Here is an 18,536-nt window from a genome sequence, read left to right as displayed (position 1 = left end):
GTCGCCCATCCGCAGATTGAGACCCGCGTCTCACGTGGCGGAGCCGGCGGACCCTCCGACGATGGACCCGATCAGGTAGGTGACGGCCATCGCGAGGGCTCCACCGGCCACGTTGCGCACGATGGCGCGGAGCCGCGGCGCATCACCCGCCCACGCGGACAACCAGCCGGTCAGGACGAGCGCCAGCACCACCGCGACCGCGGTCGCAGCGATCCGGACGGCGCTCGGCGCCAGCGTGATCACCAGCAGCGGCAGTACCGCGCCCACCGTGAACGCCACCATGGAGGCCCACGCCGCGTGCCAGGGGTTGGTCAGGTCCTCGGGATCGATGCCGAGCTCGGCGTCAGCGTGGGCGGCGAGGGGGTCATGGGAGGTCAGCTCCCGAGCGACCTCGAGCGCGAGGCGCGCGCTGAGACCTTTGTCCTGATAGATGGACGCCAGCTCGGCGAGCTCCTCCTCGGGATCCTCGGCGAGCTCGGCAGCCTCCTTGGCGAGCAGGGCCAGCTCGGTGTCCCGCTGGGTGCTCACCGAGACGTACTCGCCGGCGGCCATGCTCAGCGCGCCGGCGAAGAGGCCGGCCAGTCCGGCGACGAGGATCGTGTGACTGTGCGACGTCGCGGCCGCGACCCCCATCACGAGACCGGCCACCGAGACGATGCCGTCGTTGGCACCGAGTACGGCGGCGCGCAGCCAGTTCAGCCGGCTGCGCAGGTCGACGTCGTGCGGCTCCTCGTCGTGAGGGCCGATGTCACCGGATTCGAGGCCGTGCTCGTCGGTCACGTCCGCACTCTCCATACAAGGAATTCATCCACGGCGCGGGCGCGCGCGCAACGAAGGCGAGGCTAGGCTTCGCGCTCCGCAAGGAAGCCGTCGACCCACGCCGGCACCACCTGGGTGGCAGGCCCGTGCTGGTGTTCGACGAAGTCGTCGATCCCGAGGCTCGGCTCGAGGTTCAGCTCCACCGTCCGCGCGCCCACGGCTCGGGCGAACGAGGCGAACCCCGCTGCCGGGTAGACGTTGCCCGACGTACCGATCGAGACGAAGACCCTGACCCGCCGCAGTGCCACGTCGATCTCGCTCAGCCCATAGGGGATCTCGCCGAACCAGACCACGTCGGGACGCAGCGCGCGCTGGGAGCAGAACGGACACGGCGGCTCGTCGACGAGGGTCCCGTCCCAGTGGGTCGACTCTCCGCACTCGGTGCAGCGGGCCGCCTTGAGCCGGCCGTGCATGTGCAGCACCCGCCGCGACCCCGCGCGCTCGTGCAGGTCGTCGATGTTCTGGGTCACCAGCAGGAAGGCGTCCCCGAGCGCGTGCTCGAGGCGAGCGAGCGCGCGGTGGGCGGCATTCGGCTCGACGGTCGCGAGCGCGGCGCGGCGGTCGTCGTAGAACCGCTGCACCAGCTCCGGCGCGGAGAGGAACGCCTCGGGGGTCGCGACGTCCTCGGGCCGGTGCCCCTCCCACAGTCCGTCGGGTCCGCGGAAGGTGGCCAGCCCGGACTCCGCAGAGATTCCGGCGCCGGTAAGGACCACGACCATGCCTGCCACGCAGTGCAGGCTAGTGGGTCAGGTCACACGGCCCGTCGGGGTGCCAGCATGCCGAGCAGGCCGGCGGCCACGCACGCGAGCGCGACGGCCAGGGTGAACCACGGGAACACCGCCGCCAGGCCCCATGTGGTCGCCGCCCAACCCGCGAGGACCGTCGGCACCGCCATCGCGCCGTAGGCGAGCAGGTAGTACGCCGACATCACCTCGCCACGCCGGTCCGCCGGCACGACTCCGCCGAGGTGCCGCAACGAGCCACCGAAGGCAAGGCCGAACATCAGGCCCATCAGCACTGCGGCGAGTAGCACCGCCGTGGCGTGGTGGGTGTGCAGCGCGACCAGCCCGAAGAGGAGCGCAGCCGCCGTACCGAGATCGCCGATGACGGCGGCGTGGCGAGGCACCAACCCGCCGCCGACCGCCTGGCTGACGGCGGCGGCTCCGGCCATCGCGGCGACCACGATCCCGCCGAAGACGAGGCTGTGGATGTGGGTCGACACCCCCGCGAAGGCCGGGAAGAGGGAGAGGTAGACACCGAGCACGGCCCACGACGCCATCACCCCGAGCACCGCGAACCGGAAGTCCGCGCGGATGTGGTCGGGCACGGCGGGCCGCGCGATCCGCACCGGAGCGGTCGAACGGTTCTGGTGCGTCTCGGGCAGGCCGAGCAGCGCCAGCAGCATCACGAGCACGACCAGCCCCACGGCGGCGTACGGCGTGACCAGCGGGTCGGGGACGTACTGCGCCAGCAGGGCTGCGCCGAGGATCGTGATCGCCATCCCGATGTTGAAGGTGATGCCGGTGAGCTGCCCGCTGCGCGCGCCGTGCTCGGGGCGAAGATCGAGCAGCGCAGCGCCACCGACGACCACGGCCGTGCCGACCGCGATGCCGTGCAGCGCCCGTGCCACCACCAGGGCCGCGACCCCATGGGCGGTCATGAAGACGACGAGCCCTGCCGCCATCGCGAGCACCGCGCCGAGGAGCAGTGGCTTGCGTCCCAGCCGGTCCGATAGCACCCCCGCGACGAGGACCGCGGCGAGCGCGCCGACGGCGTACACCGCGAAGACCACCGTGGTGGTGATCGGAGCGAGGTGCCACTCCCGGGCGTAGATGCCGTAGAGCGGCGCAGGCGCGCCGGACACGCCGAGCGCCACCGCGAGCAGCATCACCACCAGGGGGTAGGCGGGCACTCGAGGGGCGCGGATTCGGGTCCCGGCGGTGAGCGTGCTCATGGTGTGCTCCTCATGCTAAGTTCGATATCGATCGAACACCGACGATACGCACAAGTTCGATGTACATCGAACTTATTCCCAGGGGAGGAACCGTGACAGCGGACACCACCGCTCCGGTCGGTTCGCTGCAGGAGGTGCTGGCGGCGCTCGCCGACCCCGTCCGGCTCGAGGTCGTACGCCGACTCAGCGGTGCCGATGTCCCGATCGCGTGCCGGCTGCTCTACGACGGGATCAGCAAGTCGACCGCGAGCCACCACTTCAAGGTGCTCCGCGAGGCCGGGGTCATCGAGACGCGTGTCGTCGACGGTCACACCGTCCAGCGACTGCGCGCCGAGGACCTGGACGCCGCGTTCCCGGGTCTGCTCACCTCAGTGGTCTCCGCCGCGGCCGGCTGACCGGGCTGGCTCGAGACTCCCGGGTTCCCGCTCGACATGCTGAGGAGCGCCTGGGCAGCCAGTTCATTGCGAACTTCGCTTCACGCGCCCTTAGTTGATGATCTCGCCACGCTCGCTTGAGAGAAGCACCGAAAGTCGCTCCCGCCATGTCTGCAGCTGTGCGGGTGTCAGTCGCGTCCACTCGGTGATTTCGCCAACGATCCGCAGTGGGGAACTACTTCGATACGACCGAGTCGGATTACCGGGGAACTTCTTGTCGGTCACGTTTGGGTCGTTCTCGAACGCACCGGTCGGCTCGACTGCGTACACCCTCGGGGTGGGGTCATCCTTTGCCAGTTCTGCAGCGATCTCCGCAGCGAGGCCAGCTCCGTCGATCAGAGCGGTGAAGTAGATGTGATTCATCACGACTTTGGAGCGGTAGTTCGACGGGTGGCCCGCCGTGAGGAACTCACCCACGCTCAGATCCGCGATCGTGCCGTGAAAGAAGGGGCCTTCGTCGAGCGGTGTGGACACCCCATACCTTTCCGCCTCCATGGTTGGACGCGCGAGTCTGCCGCACGACCCGGGCCTTGCCGCAAGTCCCCACCCGAGCCCTATCCTGAAGGTGCATCTCTGTGCGGACTGGCGGTATCCGCAACGCTCTGACCTGCGCAACTGCGCCAGATCAGTAGTACCAGGGGAAGCGCGGCACGCTCAGTGGCTGTCGGTGGTCATTGACGGCAATGTGCCGCTGACCTGCGCAAACGCGTTGGCGGGCGTTGATCGCGGACGGTCGCCGACGACTCTGCTGCCACGTTTTTGCCACGCATCGCGCCGTCTTCAGCACCTACTCCGGCCGGCCTGCACTGGGCTCGTCGATGGCTTGCCCCGAACCCGCGTCCTTGACCTCCAGGGACTCGAGGAGGCGCATGCCGAGGTTCCAGCGCTCGCGCGGCGGCAACGCCATAGCGAGCCGAAGGAACTCCTTCTCGGTTGCGTCCACGTCAGCAGCCGTATCCCGACCGTCAGGCATCGGCGATCTGTCCAATGAAGCCGTTGACCCAGGCGACAGCGGCGCCGACGTCTTCGATGACATCAACGTCCTCAACCGCAGCCTGGTACGACGTGGCCCAACCGGAGCCTGCGGAGATTGTTGGCGGCCATGCCTGTCGACGCCTGTATTCGAAGAGCCGAAGGCAGGTGGCCTTGACCTGCGCCCTGTCGAGAGCCTCGCCCTTATCAAGCAGTTGAAGATCCACGAGGTCGCGCACCCGGTCGCTGCCCGACTCGGACAAAGCATGGAGTTTCTGGGCGACCTGATGGTCCGCGCGCATCACCCGCACCGGCTTGGGTGCTGCCAGCCCGATCTCGGTGAACAGCTGGACGAGGCTCTCCGCGAGTTGGTATTCCGGCTCGTCGGCGTCACCGATCTCGTTGTGCCCGAGCTCGAACCTCACCGTGCACCACGGCTGACCGCGGTAGTCGAGCTTCACGTCGAACGGCTGCATGACGTACGCCGTAGGGACGCCTGTCGGACGCGGCGCAGCCTTCTCGACGAGCCGTCCCGTGAATCCGGCCCAGCCGGCGGCCAAGGAATCCTCGAAGTCGTTACGGAACTTGGCGAGCGGCTGGACCCGGGCCACATCAAGATCCTGGGTGAACCGCGTCCCGCGGCCATAGCGCAGCGCCATCGCACTGCCACCCTTGATGGCGCCCTCGGGAAGCATCTGACCAACGACGACTAACGCCATACCGACCCGTCTCCGGATGGCGAGCTGCTCGCCGCCTTCGAGGTTGCGGATGCGCTGCTCCATCGACCGGACACTGGTCGGCCTGCTGTCGTAGTTCACGACCGCAGTTCCTTCCTGACTCGCTGCCACTCCCTGCGTGTCAACAAGCCCTCCTTCCGCGCTTCCTCGGTCGCACCCAATAGGCGGCTCCGCTCAATGCGCCCACGGCATTCGAGGATCGCATCAGCGACGCGCTGCGACCTCAGACCTTCGTACAGCGTCGTGACGACATCGTCCTTGACCAACGTCAGCTCGATGAACGGCGGCAACTTCGGCCGGGTGCGCCTCCTGACCGCGACTCTGATCCGCCGCGGATTCACGTCGGCGAGTTCGAACAACGCGAGCACCGAGTCGCCATGGAGGTACGACCCATCGCCCGCACGCATCAGCGCCTCGGCGAACTGGACGAAGGGCCCGGCGGGTCCGTCTGCCAGCCGGTACAGGCCGTAGGCGACGTTCTCCAGGCCGCCTCTTGCGGCGAGCTTCGGAAGCTCGACCGCCGGCACCCCTGCCTCTACCGCCTGCTTGGTCGTGACGTAGCCGTACTGATCGAGCGCGATCTCGCGCACGATGTCCCGATACTTCGCTTCGGCGGCCATGTCACAACTATACCGAAAACGGTAGTGTTGTGACACCCCTAGCCTTGGCGCCTCCACCACTTCCGACGGCCGGCGCCGATACCCGTTCGGTGTCCGTAGACCTGATGAACGACAGCGGGCTCGTGCTCCAAGAGGAAGTCGACCACCCGCCAGAAATCCGCTACACAGTCGTGCTGAACCGCACAAGTCCAGGCAGACCGTGCCATCGATCGCGATTCTTGCCACGCATCTGCCACGCACGAGGCCCTAACAGGCCTCTGACCTGCGCAAACGCACCGAATCAGTAGTACCAGGGGTACGGCGACCAGTCCGGCTCGCGCTTCTCGAGGAACTGGTCGCGGCCCTCCTGGGCCTCGTCGGTCATGTAGGCCAGGCGGGTGGTCTCGCCGGCGAAGAGCTGCTGGCCGACCAGGCCGTCGTCGATCAGGTTGAACGAGTACTTCAGCATCCGCTGCGCGGTCGGGGACTTGCCGTTGATCAGCCGGCCCCACTCGAGGCCCACCTTCTCCAACTCTGCGTGCGGCACCGCCTTGTTGACCGTGCCCATCCGGACACCGTCCTCGGCGGAGTACTCCTGTCCGAGGAAGAAGATCTCGCGGGCGAACTTCTGCCCGACCTGGCGGGCGAGGTACGCCGACCCGAAGCCGCCGTCGAACGACCCGACATCGGCGTCGGTCTGCTTGAAGTGCGCGTGCTCGGCCGAGGCGATGGTCAGGTCGCAGACCACGTGCAGGCTGTGGCCGCCGCCGGCGGTCCACCCGGGCACCACACAGACCACGACCTTGGGCATGAACCGGATCAGCCGCTGGCACTCGAGGATGTGCAAGCGACCCAGGCGTGCCCGGTCCACTGTGATGGGACCGTCGCCGGCCGTCGCCCCTTCGGCCTCCTCGTACTGATACCCCGCCCTCCCGCGGATCCGCTGGTCGCCTCCGGAGCAGAACGCCCACTTGCCGTTCTTCGCGCTCGGCCCGTTGCCGGTCAGCAGCACGCAGCCGACGTCGGCGGAAGTGCGCGCATGCTCGAGCACGCGCAGCAGCTCGTCGACGGTGTGCGGGCGGAACGCGTTGAGCACGTCGGGCCGGTCGAAGGCGATCCGCACGGTCCCGTGCGCACGGGCACGGTGGTAGGTCAGGTCGGTGAGATCGTCGAAGCCGGGTACGGCGTCCCAGTCGGCGGGGTCGAAGATCTCGGACACTCCGTCAATCGCGCTCATGGGGCGGAGCGTATCCGTGCCGACGTGACAAAAGTCTTGGGCACCGCGGATGCTCGGCGACTAGGGTCGACCACGCACCTGTGCGGCTCGGAAGGACCCCTGCGATGGCAACCCAGACCACCCCCCGGACGGACTACCCGGAGAACATCGACGGCGCTGTGCTCAAGGTCGCCGGTGTGGTGGTGCTCGGCGCGATCATGTCGATCCTCGACATCACGGTCGTCAACGTCGCGCTGCCGACGTTCCAGTCAGTCTTCGGCCACGGCAACCAGGAGCTCGCCTACTCGCACGTCGCATGGACGGTCACCGCGTACACCCTGTCGCTGGCCACGGTCATCCCGCTGACCGGCTGGGCTGCGGACCGGTTCGGCACCAAGCGCCTCTACATCACCGCGATCGCGCTGTTCACGCTCGGCTCGGCCTTGTGCGCGACCGCATGGAGCATCAACGTGCTGATCGGCTTCCGGGTGCTGCAAGGCCTGGGCGGCGGGATGCTGATGCCGCTGGGCATGACGATCCTGACCCGCGCCGCCGGACCCAAGCGGATGGGTCGGCTGATGGCGATCCTGGGCGTGCCGATGCTGCTCGGCCCGATCTGTGGCCCCATCCTCGGCGGCTGGCTGATCCAGATCGCCAGCTGGCACTGGATCTTCCTCATCAATGTGCCACTCGGCATCGCGGCGATCATCTACGCCTCCATCGCGCTGGTCCCCGACACCCCGGAGCCGTCGGAGACCTTCGACTTCCTCGGTATGGCGCTGATGTCGCCGGGCCTGGCGCTCTTCCTCTTCGGCGTCTCCTCGCTGCCCACCCATCACGGTGACTTCGGCGCACCGCAGGTCTGGGCCCCGATGCTGGCCGGTGTCGTCCTGATCGCCACCTTCGTGCGGCACTCGTTCCGTCCCGCGCACCCGCTGCTCGACCTGCGGCTGCTCAGCCACCGTGAGCTCGCGGTCTCGCTGATCACGATGTTCATGTTCGCGGCGGCGTTCTTCGGGGGCCTGCTGCTGGTGCCGACGTACTTCCAGCAGATCCGTGGCGAGAGCACCCTGCACGCGGGCCTCCTGGTCGCACCGCAGGGGCTCGGCGCGATGCTCACCATGCCGATCGCCGGCCGGCTCGTGGACCGGATCCCGATCGGCCGGATCACCCCGATCGGCCTGCTCGGCATCGTGATCGGCATGTTCGGACTGACCCAGGTCACCGACCACACGCCGTACTGGCAACTGGTCCTGATGCTCTTCGTGATGGGCCTGGGGATGGGCGCCACGATGATGCCGCTGTTCACCGCTGCGCTGCGCACGCTGCGCGAGCACGAGGTGGCGCGCGGGTCCACGCTGCTCAACATCTCCCAGCAGATCTCCAGCTCGGTGGGCGTCGCGCTCATGTCGGTGCTGCTCACCAACCACCTCAACCACTCGCCCGTCATCCCGCATACCCAGAGCCCGCAGAGCCCGGGCGGGCTCCGGGAGACCTCCGCGGCGATCCTGTCCAACACCCGGCCGCAGGACTTCAAGCTGCTGCACCTCCCCGCGGACCTGGTGCAGCGCGGCCTGCACGACGCGGCGGCGGCCTTCGCCCACACGTACTGGGTCGCCTGGGCCCTGGTCCTGCTCACCCTGGTCCCGGCGCTGCTGCTCCCACGCAGGCAGGAGGACGTGCCCGCCCATCTCGACGACGAGCAGCCGCCGGTCGTGGTGGGCTGACCCGCGGAATGACTGGCGCCGTCACACGGTTGTCCCGGTATGGCACTGACAGGTGAGTACGTCCCGAGTTCACAGCAGTGGGTGCGCGACCAGGTCGCAGCCTTCGAGGCCTCCGGCGGCACCGAGGCGAACACCCTGCCCCGCACCGGCGACCCGATCGTGGTGATCACCTCGGTCGGCGCCACGTCCGGCAAGCTCCGCAAGAACCCGGTGATGCGGGTCGAGAAGGACGGCAAGTACGTCGCGATCGCCTCCAAGGGCGGGGCGCCGGACAACCCGTCGTGGTATGCCAACTTCATCGCGCACCCCGAGGTCGAGCTGCAGGACGGCCCGGTCCGCCGCACCTACCGCGCCCGCGCGCTCGCCGGCGACGAGCGGGCGGAGTGGTGGCAGCACGCGGTCGCCACCTGGCCGACCTACGGCGAGTACCAGCAGAAGACCGACCGCGAGATCCCGGTCTTCCTGCTCGAGCCCGTCGAGTGAGCTGACGCGCGGACCCTCACCGCCCGGGCCGCTGCCGTCAGTACACGTCGATCCTGATCACCTGGTCCGCCAGGTAGGCCTTCTTCGAGGAGTACGCGCGCAGCCACACGAAATAGGTGCCCGGACTCGTCGGGCTGCCGACCAGCCGCGAGATCGAGTGGTGCCGCTTGACATAGTGCATTCCCGGCGGAAGGCCGTAGGACTTGCCCGCGTTCGGCTCGACCTCGACCCTGGCGCGCGGGGTGTGCCGAGCGTGGACGACGCGCAGGTTGAGCCGAGTCGGTTTCCCGGACTGCCAGTAGACCTGCGAGGCGTTGTAGAACGCATAGTCCAGACTGGCGGTGCCGACGTGTCCGTCGACGTACTTCGCCACGTAGTTGGCGGACCTCAAGTGCCGACAACGGGTCACCCGAGCGCGCTTCTTGTGATGGTGCTTGCGCACCGTCACGTGGACGATGCTGCAGCGGGCGGGGTGGGAGAGCGCGGTGACGTCGTCGCCACGGACGAAGCCGTCGTACGTCGGCGCGATGGTCGGCGTCGCGGACAGGCCCGAGACGAGGAGCTCGTTGGGCGCATCGACCTCCAGGCTCACTCGCCGGATCGTGACGGTCATGGTCCTGGTCGCAGCCGAGTAGTCGTCGTTGCCCGCCTGGGTGGCGGTGATCCTGCAGCGGCCGGCACCGTGGATCAGCAGCGTGTGCGATCCACCGATGCTGCACCGTGCGAGCGGCCCGGCGCTCAGGGCCGGCCGCAGACCTGACGTCGAGGTGACTTGCACCGCGATCCGCGACCGCGAGTAGGTCAGAGTCGGGAGGTTGTGGATCGTGATCGTCTGCGCCTGCTTGGCCCTGATCGTGAGCGTGCCGTCGACGTAGCCGATGTCGTAGTTGGGATCCTCGGCTCCCGAGCATCGCGTCTTCTTCTCCGTCGGCACCGCGACGCAGGTCGGCTGCTTGGTGAGCGAGGCAGCCGTCTCGTGCGCGACGAACCCGGAGTACGTCGGCGTGACCGTCGGCAGCGGTCCGCCTGCGGTCATGGTGGCGTCCGATGCACTGATCGTGAGCGCCGTCCGGTCGACGTGGACGGACTGCTCCACGGAGGGAGCGGCGTTGTAGTCCGCATCGCCCGCCTGGCTGGCGGTGACGACGCAGGTCCCGGCACCGGTCGCGGTCAGGTGGCCCTGGTCGTCGACCGTGCAGACCGTGTGGTCATCGGAGGCGTAGCTCACCAACAGCTTCGACGATGCGGTGGCGTGGAGATCCTCCACACCGCCGTACATCACGTTGGGAGGGTTGGGGAACGTGATCGTCTGGTCCTGCTTCGCCGCGGGGTTGACCGTCAGGGTGCCGTCGACGTAACCGATGTCGTAGTTCGAGTCGGTTGCACCCGAGCACGACGTCTTCTCCTGGTCCAGGTCGCTGACGCAGGTCGGCTTCGTGGTGAGCGAGTCGGCGCTGTCACCGTTCACGAAGCCGTCGTACGACGCCGTCGGGGTCGGTGGTGTGTCGCCGGCCGTCATGGACTCGTCCGAGGCGGTGATCGTCAGCGGGGCCTGGGCGATGTCGAAGGCCCGGGTGACCGAGGGCGCGGCGTCGTAGTCGGTGTCACCGTCTTGGGAGGCGGTGATCGAGCACGGCCCGGCGGCGAGCACCAGCACGTTCCCGTCGGTGTCCACGTCGCACACCTCGGGCGTGTTGCTGGCATAGGTCACGGGAAGTCCGGAGGACGCGGTCGCGTCGAGTGCGGTCTTCGCCGCGCCGTACGCCAGGCCGGTGGGCGCGGTGAACGTGATCGTCTGGTCGTGGCTGGTCGTGATCGTCTGGGTGCCGACCGCGTAGTGGCGTGCGACCTGGTCGCCGGAGAGCGCCGTCGGGTAGATGGCGACCTCGTCGAGAGCGGCGGGGCCGCGGGTGTCGAATCCCTCGCCGATCCGCAGACCGCGGATACCCGCCAGCTGGGTGTTGGTCCCGCTGTCGCCCTGCGTGCCCAGGCTGACACCGTCGAGGTAGACCGTGTCGTACCCGGCACCGTCGTCGACCCAGTCGACCAGGTGCCACTGACCGTCCTCGAGGTTGTAGGGGGTCGTCCAGCCGACCCCGCCATAGTCCCAGTTCTGGTCGATCTGGTTGCCGTCGGCGACGACGTCGAGCTCGACCGTCCGTCCCCCTCCGTCGGACGTGCCGTAGTCGACGATCACGGCGTTCCCGGTGCCGCCATCAGGCAGCCGGACCCAGCCCTCCACGGTCCGCGCCGTGCTGCCCCCTGGGAGGTCGAGGTCGGACGCGGTGGCGATCGGCCCGGAGCCGTCGGTGGCCGCCGCCGTGTCGCCCTGGAACGACGCCGGAGCCGCCACACCCAGCTGTGCCGGCGACTGGTAGCGCGCGTCGTCGTCGCCCGCGCTGTCCTGGGCGACGGCGCTCCCCGCGGGCTCGTCCAGCCGGTAGTAGACCGAAGGCCCGTCGCGCAACACGGCGTGGGCGTAGGCCGAGGAGTCGTCGGCGCCGGTGACGTCCACGTCGCCGCTGGTCCCCGGACCCTGGCGATCGTCGTAGCGACCGGCGACCGTGACCGTGTACGAGCCAGCAGCCAACGACCGCACGGTCAGCGTGCACGAGGACCCCGCACACAGGTCACCGGCAGACCTCGTGGTGTCCGCGGCGACGCCGTCCGGGCCATGCACGACCATCCGGTACGACGTGGGCGCGACGTGGGTCGGGTCGACGGCAGACGCGGTCCACGACGCGGACACCCGGTTCACGCCGCCCTGGACGTCGAGATCGGTCGGCGCGTTCGGACCCTGGACGCTCGCCGCCAGGTGTGCCCGGACGCGCGTGGCGGACAGCGCCGTGGGATAGATCGCCACCTCGTCGAGATCGGCGGGGCCGTGGGTGTCGAAGCCGTCGCCGATCCGCAGACCGCGTATCCCCGCAGGCTGCGTGTTCGTGCCCGTGTCGGCCTTGGTGCCGAGGCTGACACCGTCGAGGTAGACCGTGTCGTGCCCGGCGCCGTCGTCGACCCAGTCGACCAGGTGCCACTGGCCGTCCTCGAGACTGTACGGCGTGGACCAGTTGAGGCCGCCGTAGTCCCAGTTCTGGTTGATGACGTTGCCGTGGGAGACCACGCCGATCTCGACCGTCTGGCCCGAGCCCGCAGAGGTGCCGTAGTCGACGATCACGGCGTTGCCGGTGCCATCCTCGGGCAGCCGGACCCACCCCTCGACCGTGCGCGCGGTCCTTGCCATCGGCAGCGCGGCGTCGTTCGCGGTGAGCGCCGGTCCCGAGCCGTCGGCGTGCACCGCCTGGTCCCCGTCGTTCGGGAGCGCACCGGGTTGGGCGAGCGTCCCCGCGGACGCGTAGTGCCCGTCGACCTCGTTGCCGGAGATGTCCTGCACACGGGTGGCGCCGGACTGCTCGTCGAGCCTGTAGTAGACGCTCGGACCGTCGGCGAGCACCGAGGCGGCGTAGCGGTCCTCGTCGGTCGCACCCGAGACGGTGCCGGTCGCGGCCGAGGTTGCCGGGCCCTGCCACTGGGAGTCGCGCCCGGCCACGGAGACGACGTACTCACCGGCGGGAATCGTGTCCAGCGCGAGCGTGCAGCTGCCGTCCTGGCACAGGGCCCCGCGGGAGCGGGTGGTGTCGGCGACGACCTTGCCGTGGTCGTCGGTCACCCGCACGTGGTAGGACGGCGGGGCAGCATGGGTTGCGTCGACCGCCGATGTGGTCCAGGAGGCCGTCACTAGGTTCGTGCCGCTCTCCGCGGTGAGGCCGGTCGGCGGGTTCGGGCCCTGGACGCTGGCGGCGAGGTGCGCGCGCACCCGAGCCTCGGACAGTGCCGTCGGATAGATGGCCACCTCGTCCACCTCGGCCGCCCCATGGGTGTCGAAGCCGTTGCCGATCCTGAGTCCATCGTCGCCGGCGAGGTTGGTGTTCGTTCCGCCGTCGCTCTTGGTGCCGAGGCTGTCACCGTCGACGTAGACGGTGTCGTGACCGGCGCCGTCGTCGACCCAGTCGATCAGGTGCCACTGGCCGTCCTCGAGGCCGTAGGGCGTGGTCCATCCGACCCCGCCGTAGTCATAGTTCTGGTCGATCTGGTTCCCGCCGCCCACGACGTCGATCTCGACCGACTGGCCGGCCCCACTCGAGGTTCCGTAGTCGACCAGCACCGCATTGCCGGTGCCGCCATCGGGCATCCGAATCCAGCCCTCCACGGTGCGCGCACTCTTCCCTGAAGGCAGACCGGTGTCGGAGGCCGTGGTCACCGGACCCGTGCCATCCGTGGCCGCGGCGGTGTCGTCGTCGGTGGGCAGCGCCCCGGTCGTGCCCAGAGTCGCTGCGGGTTGGTACGTCCCGTCGGTGTCGCTGTCGGAAAGGTCCTTGGCGATCGTGGCACCGGCGGCCTCGCCGAGCCGGTAGTAGCGAGCCGGGTGGTCGCTGAGAACGGCCGCGGGATAGCCGCCGAGGATCGTGTAGTGCGGGCTCGCGACGTCGCCACTGCCGTTGTCCGCATTGAGGTAGAGCACGCAGTCGCATCCGGCCGGGTTGGTGACGTGGTCGATCGTCATCGTCAGGGTCGTCGAGGCGGGCAGGTAGTGACCGGTCTGCACGAGGATGTTCTCGGTGCTTCCCGAGCTGCCCACAGCCGCCTGCTCCACGGCGTAGGAGGTGGTGCCGTCGGTGATGGTGTAGTCGCTGGCGTCCGAGGGCAGGGTGGTGCCGTCCGGTGCGTGCATGGAGAAGCCACCCAGCACACCGTCCGAGGGCGTGGTGAAGCCGATCGTGTACGTCGCGTCGGCGCCGCCATAGCTCGGCGAGGTGTGCACCGTGATGCTCGTGAACGGCGCTGGGTCGGCGCCGAGAGGTGCCGCCTGGGCGTCGGCCGGCGTCCCCGACCAGCATGCGACGAGCGCCGCGGCCATGGCCGCGCTGAGGAAGCCCGCAGTGATCAGTCGGACGTGGGATCGGGTCGGTCGCGCCATGGCGATGCCTCCGGGAATGTGATGCCAACACCAGCGCGCTGACTCGCACGGACCACCGCCGCGAGCTCGCCTGCACCGCGGATCACCCGGATCTCACCGCTCTGCACGTCCTCGACCTCGCCCACGAGCCTCCCCTGGGCAGCCTCGGAGGCGACCAGGCGGAGAACGTAGGAGACCAGCACGGCCGGGACGCTAGGCCCGACCCGTGACACGGGCGCAACAGGACCGTGTCACGCCGGCTCGCCGCCCTCCGCCACCCGCCGACGAAGATCACGCACGACCGGCGACACCGGGACGCCGAGCTCGTCGGCCGCGCGCTCGGCGTCGGACAGAACGGCCAGCGCACCCACCCGGTCGCCGCCTCGAATGAGGATCTCCGCGAGCCGCGCACGGCGCGACTCGTCCAGGGGTTCGTCGTCGATGGCCCGGCGCAGGTGATCGGCGGCAGCGCTGAGCCGCCCGTGACGCAGGTGGTCGGCGGCGAGCAGGTCCAGCAGCGCCAGCCGCTGCTGGCGGTGACGCTCCCGGGCGACGACCGCCCAGTCGGCGTACCGCTCGAGCGGCAGCACGTCGCCGCGCACCAGCTCCATGGCCGCCCGGGCATGGTCGATGGCGGCATCGTCCTTGGACAGGGCGAGCCGGGCGAGCTCGCCGAACTCGTCGATGTCGACGCTGACGCCGGACGCCCAGCGGATCGTGGCGCCGTCGCGGACGACGATCGGCCCGAACCTGCGACGGGCCCTGGCCAGCAGCGTGCGCAGCCGCTCCCCGCCGCGGCTCAGCTCGGCGTCGGGCCACAGGTCGTCGATCACCTTGTCGACGTGGGCCGATCCACCGACGGCGACCAGATAGCGCAGCAGCCCACCCGGCCCGCCCATCGGCACCCGTTCGCGGAGGTCGTCGCGCACCAACGTGATCGGCCCGAAGGCCTGAACGCGCACCGGACCCGAGTCCTGGACCACCCGCAGTCGTGCACCGTCGGCCACCTTCGGTGAGCAGGCGCGCTCGAGCAGCGCGGCGGCTCGGTCCCGCCACCCTCGCGTGTCCAGCTCGGCGAAGACCGCCCGGGCCGCCCCGAGCTGCGCGGTGGCCTCCTCGGTGCGGCCCGCGTCGAGCAGCCACTCACCGAAGCAGAGCTGGGTGCGGGCCCGCTCGAAGGGCGAGGCAGCGTCTTCGTGCAGGGTCAGCGCGCGGCCGAAGAGCACCTCGGCGTGCGGGGTGTCGTCGACGAGGGCAGCAGCGCGCGTGACCACCGCCTGCTCCCACGGTCCCTGCAGCTCCACGCCGTCCTCGGCGACGCGCAGCGCCTCGCGGGCGCGTTCGTGCGCGCCCGAGCGCCACAGCGCCTCGAGGCGATCCGCGTGCCAGTGCAGCAGACCGCGCGGCGTCGGCACCTCCGCGAACAGGCGCGCCAGCTCGTCGTAGGCCGCGACGGCCGCGTCCCAGTCCGCGAGGCCGAGCGCGGCCAGCCCGCGGGCCGACCAGGTCGTGGGCACCAGCACCGCCAACCCCACCTCGTCGAGCACCGCCGCTGCGGCCCGGGCATGCTCCTCTGCCTCGACGCGGGCGCCCCGCAACGCCAGCACCAGCGCCAGGCAGACGCGTGCGAAGGCCTCGCCGGAGGCCAGCCCACGGCTGCGCGCGAGGTTGAGCGCCTCGGAGGCGGCGACCTCCATCTCGTCGAGCTCGGCGAGGAAGAACGCGGTGTTGGCGGTCAGGCACAGCACCGTCGGCAGCAGGCCGTCGGCGGCAGTACGGCGTACCACCCGCACGTAGCGCCGACACAGGGTCATCGCGTCGGCGTACCTCTCGATGCCGGCCAGCGCGACGACGACGTGCTCCAGGGTCTGCAGCATCTCCTGGGGCGGGCCGCCGATGCGCAGCAGCTCGGTGCTCCGGGAGAGGTGCCCCAGGGCCCGGTCCGGGTCCCCGGCCACGACGAGCGCCAGGCCAAGCATCGTCTCGACCCGGGCGTGCATGGCTTCGTCGGCGGGCTCCACCAGGGCGAACGCCTGCTCGGCGACCGGCACGGTGTCGGGCCGCCACGCGTAGAGCATCAACAGCACCGCCTGGACCAGCAGCGTTCGCGCCGCCGTCGGATCGGTGTCGATCACCTCACCTGCCTCGCGGCGCAGTAGCGCGATCAGGTCGGTGGTCTCTCGCCCGGCGAGCAGAGCGAGGCGTGCCTGCGTGCAGCGGGCACGCACGCGGTCCTCGAGGTTGGACACCTCAGTGAGCGCGTCCGTCACCAGCGCCTCCGCCTGACGAACCTCACCAGCCGCCATCGCGGCCTCGGCGGCCGTGCACAGGCGCTCGGCTGGTGAGCTCATCGGCTGCTCCGAAACACGTGCTCGACTCGTGTGCCCGGACTACGTCGGGGCCACGAGCCACGATAGGTCCTCGGAGTCTTGGTGAAGGGTGAATCCGGCAACTGAGCGCCGGCGTCACTCCCTCGGGTGGACGGTCGTTGGGATTGAGTGCACCCACGGACAGCCGCAGTCGGGCTTGCGATCGCCGGTCTGCTGCTGACCGCTGCGCCGGCCCACGCCGTCGCCAAGCCAGAGCCGGGCTCTGCGGCGTATGAGTTGCGTGACCTGCAGAACATCGCCGCGGCCTATGGCCGGATCACCGGACCGGGCGGTCAGCTGCGCAACCCGGCGTACCTGCCGGCTCTGATCGCGCAGGGCAACGCGACGAGCACCGCACAGCTGCTCGCGCAGGCCGCGACGCCCACGCACCCCGAGCTCACCACCGGGGCCCTGGTGCCGGGCTGGAACGTCGGCAACCCGCTGCGCGCGGGCTGGGCGGGGACCCGCGGGCAGATGCAGAAGGTGGCCTTCACCGACAGGTACGGCGCGCTGCTGCATGGCACCGTCTACCGTCCGATGCCGCACGCCCGCGACCCCTACAGCCACCGTCGGCTGCGTGGCCCGTTCCCGGGCGTGGTCATCACCGAGGGGTCCGTGCAGGGAAGCGAGGGGATGTATCGCTGGCTCGCGGAGGACCTGGCCGAGCGTGGCTACGTCGTCCTCACCTACGACGTCCAGGGTCAGGGCACCAGCGAGACGCTGCCGCACACCTCGGGCTCCGCCCTGCCGTTCTGCAACGTCCTCTCCAAGCCGCTCGCCGGTGAGATGACCCCGTGCCCCGGCGTGCCCTTCCAGCAGCTCGCCAACTTCGTGGTCGGCACCCGGGACGCGCTCAGCTTCTTCACCTCAGACCCGCGCCGTCACTATCCGAACCCGCGCGCCGCGGCCGCGAAGGTCGACGCGTTCAACCCCTACTGGCGATCCTGGAACCGCACTCCCGACCGGCGCACGGTCACTGCGGGGCGCACGACCCGGATCGCGATCATCGGACACTCGCTCGGCGCCGCCGCGGTGTCGAAGGTGCAGGGCATCGACAAGCGCGTCGAAGCCGTCGTCGCGCTGGACAAGCTCACCGGGCCGGACTCGACCGGCGCGCTCGACGGGGCTGGCAACCGACCGAAGGTCCCGGCGCTCGCGGTGCAGTCCGAGTACGGCTTCACGGTCACGCCCTGGCAGCTCAGCGGCGGCTCGTCGCTGGTGCCGGGTCCCTCACCGCAAGGCCCGGACCCGATGCGCGAGCGACGCACGGGCTATGACGCGTGGGCCAGCCGTGGACTGGACACGATGCTCGTCGTACCCCGTGCATCGACGCACCTGGAGTACACCGACATCCCGCTGGTGCTGCCTGCGAGCCGGTACGGCCAGGACCTCGCCAGCCACTACACACAGGCGTGGCTGGACCGTTACCTCAAGCATCGCGACAACGACCAGGCCCTCACCGGTACGGCGTTCCGCTACCTCGAGCCCGTGGGCCACGGCCGCTGGTCACCAGTGACCCTGCATCGTGGGTCGCTGCTGAGCTTCTACTACTGCTCGGCCTGGCACTTCCGCGACCATGGCCGCTGGCGGGTCGACGGCGACGTCGCGCAGGTCGGCGGGTGCTCGGGCTGAGCGAGGATGGGGCGAGGCAGTCTGCGCTCAGCGACTGATCGAGGCTGCCAGCGCGGCGAGGTGCCTGAGGCGAGCGAGCTCGGACTCCAAGAAGACAGGGCCGCCACGTCGGGCGATCACGATCGCCTCGTCGCCGCCGATCCGCGCGCCCGCGACGATCAGGTCACCGAGGTTGAGCTGGTGCACCTTGTCCTCGGGCCACTCGATGTCCTGGGGCAACTCGGAGGGCGCGGCGGATGTCCGGTGCAGAACTTCCATGCCCTCATCGGTACGCCGGATCCGCAGACCCCAGTCGACACGGAACACGTCGGGGACCAGGTCGACGAGCGTGTTCGCGGCGGTGGCCGGGTCCTCGGTCATCGACTCGACCGCCTCCAGGTCGAGGAAGAGGTTCGTGCCGGCGGCGTACCGCGAGATCCACAGGACCGTCACGCCCTCGATCTGCTGACAGGCCGACACGATGCTGTCCGGCATCACCCCGCCGTCGGCGGCCAGGAAGACATCGTCGACGGCGAGCCCGCCGTCGCGGGAGACGATCTCGATGGCGTCGATGTTGCCGCCGGCCATGCCGACGGCGGACGCCAGGCGGCCGAGAGATCCGGGCACGTCGGGCAGCTGCACACGCAGCAGGTAGGACATC

The 18,536-nt window shown here is 69.8% G+C and carries 16 protein-coding genes; 4 read left to right on the top strand and 12 right to left on the bottom strand.

Features of this window, described 5'->3' with window-relative positions:
- Positions 1-30 precede the first annotated feature (30 nt).
- From Q9R13_RS14540 to Q9R13_RS14530, 3 genes are read right to left on the bottom strand one after another with little or no spacing between them, the layout of a single operon-like run.
- Positions 31-795 carry a VIT1/CCC1 transporter family protein gene (locus tag Q9R13_RS14540; RefSeq protein WP_397218244.1) on the bottom strand — a complete coding sequence of 255 codons (765 nt, stop codon included), beginning with the start codon at positions 793-795 and terminating at the stop codon, positions 31-33.
- A 47-nt stretch (positions 796-842) separates the two neighbouring features.
- Positions 843-1,538 carry an NAD-dependent deacylase gene (locus tag Q9R13_RS14535; RefSeq protein WP_310965097.1) on the bottom strand — a complete coding sequence of 232 codons (696 nt, stop codon included), beginning with the start codon at positions 1,536-1,538 and terminating at the stop codon, positions 843-845.
- A 32-nt stretch (positions 1,539-1,570) separates the two neighbouring features.
- Positions 1,571-2,773, bottom strand: a complete 1,203-nt coding sequence (locus tag Q9R13_RS14530; RefSeq protein ID WP_310961889.1) for an MFS transporter — start codon at positions 2,771-2,773, stop codon at positions 1,571-1,573.
- A 92-nt stretch (positions 2,774-2,865) separates the two neighbouring features.
- On the opposite strand from Q9R13_RS14530, the gene Q9R13_RS14525 reads away from it, so the two are divergent.
- Complete coding sequence (locus tag Q9R13_RS14525) at positions 2,866-3,168, top strand: ArsR/SmtB family transcription factor (RefSeq protein ID WP_310961888.1); 303 nt, start codon at positions 2,866-2,868, stop codon at positions 3,166-3,168.
- Positions 3,169-3,258: 90 nt separating this feature from the next.
- Here the strand turns inward: Q9R13_RS14525 and arr are convergent, their stop codons facing one another.
- The 5 genes from arr to Q9R13_RS14500 form a co-directional block, all read right to left on the bottom strand.
- Entirely contained in the window at positions 3,259-3,702 is a 444-nt protein-coding gene (gene arr / locus Q9R13_RS14520) for an NAD(+)--rifampin ADP-ribosyltransferase (protein WP_397218239.1), read from the bottom strand.
- Positions 3,703-3,994: 292 nt separating this feature from the next.
- Entirely contained in the window at positions 3,995-4,150 is a 156-nt protein-coding gene (locus Q9R13_RS14515; protein WP_310961886.1) for a hypothetical protein, read from the bottom strand.
- Positions 4,151-4,172: 22 nt separating this feature from the next.
- A complete protein-coding gene (locus Q9R13_RS14510) occupies positions 4,173-4,997 on the bottom strand; it encodes a nucleotidyl transferase AbiEii/AbiGii toxin family protein (protein ID WP_310961885.1) in 825 nt (274 codons plus the stop codon).
- Positions 4,994-5,536: a type IV toxin-antitoxin system AbiEi family antitoxin domain-containing protein gene (locus Q9R13_RS14505; protein ID WP_310961884.1), complete on the bottom strand. Its 543-nt coding sequence runs from the start codon at positions 5,534-5,536 to the stop codon at positions 4,994-4,996. Before Q9R13_RS14505 ends, Q9R13_RS14510 begins: the two co-directional genes overlap by 4 nt.
- A gap of 280 nt (positions 5,537-5,816) precedes the next feature.
- A complete protein-coding gene (locus Q9R13_RS14500; RefSeq protein ID WP_310961883.1) occupies positions 5,817-6,752 on the bottom strand; it encodes a 1,4-dihydroxy-2-naphthoyl-CoA synthase in 936 nt (311 codons plus the stop codon).
- A gap of 104 nt (positions 6,753-6,856) precedes the next feature.
- On the opposite strand from Q9R13_RS14500, the gene Q9R13_RS14495 reads away from it, so the two are divergent.
- Entirely contained in the window at positions 6,857-8,458 is a 1,602-nt protein-coding gene (locus Q9R13_RS14495; protein WP_310961882.1) for a DHA2 family efflux MFS transporter permease subunit, read from the top strand.
- Between the two features lie 39 nt (positions 8,459-8,497).
- The gene (locus Q9R13_RS14490) at positions 8,498-8,941 is read left to right on the top strand and encodes a nitroreductase family deazaflavin-dependent oxidoreductase (RefSeq protein WP_310961881.1); all 444 of its coding nucleotides are present in this window, start codon (positions 8,498-8,500) and stop codon (positions 8,939-8,941) included.
- Positions 8,942-8,978: 37 nt separating this feature from the next.
- Here the strand turns inward: Q9R13_RS14490 and Q9R13_RS14485 are convergent, their stop codons facing one another.
- From Q9R13_RS14485 to Q9R13_RS14475, 3 genes are read right to left on the bottom strand one after another with little or no spacing between them, the layout of a single operon-like run.
- Complete coding sequence (locus Q9R13_RS14485; protein WP_310961880.1) at positions 8,979-13,916, bottom strand: LamG-like jellyroll fold domain-containing protein; 4,938 nt, start codon at positions 13,914-13,916, stop codon at positions 8,979-8,981.
- On the bottom strand, positions 13,883-14,098 hold the full coding sequence (locus Q9R13_RS14480; protein ID WP_310961879.1) for a hypothetical protein: 216 nt from the start codon (positions 14,096-14,098) through the stop codon (positions 13,883-13,885). The genes Q9R13_RS14485 and Q9R13_RS14480 overlap by 34 nt, the downstream gene beginning before the upstream one ends.
- A 48-nt stretch (positions 14,099-14,146) precedes the next feature.
- Entirely contained in the window at positions 14,147-16,246 is a 2,100-nt protein-coding gene (locus Q9R13_RS14475; protein ID WP_310961878.1) for a bacterial transcriptional activator domain-containing protein, read from the bottom strand.
- A gap of 147 nt (positions 16,247-16,393) precedes the next feature.
- On the opposite strand from Q9R13_RS14475, the gene Q9R13_RS14470 reads away from it, so the two are divergent.
- Positions 16,394-17,896, top strand: a complete 1,503-nt coding sequence (locus tag Q9R13_RS14470; RefSeq protein WP_310961877.1) for an alpha/beta hydrolase family protein — start codon at positions 16,394-16,396, stop codon at positions 17,894-17,896.
- Positions 17,897-17,923: 27 nt separating this feature from the next.
- On the opposite strand, the gene Q9R13_RS14465 is transcribed toward Q9R13_RS14470, so the two are convergent.
- Positions 17,924-18,535, bottom strand: a complete 612-nt coding sequence (locus Q9R13_RS14465) for an ACT domain-containing protein (RefSeq protein WP_310961876.1) — start codon at positions 18,533-18,535, stop codon at positions 17,924-17,926.
- Position 18,536 lies beyond the last annotated feature (1 nt).

The sequence above is a fragment of the Nocardioides marmorisolisilvae genome (assembly GCF_031656915.1).
Classification (GTDB): Bacteria; Actinomycetota; Actinomycetes; order Propionibacteriales; family Nocardioidaceae; genus Marmoricola; species Marmoricola terrisoli.
This window is presented reverse-complemented; position numbering and strand designations above follow the sequence as displayed.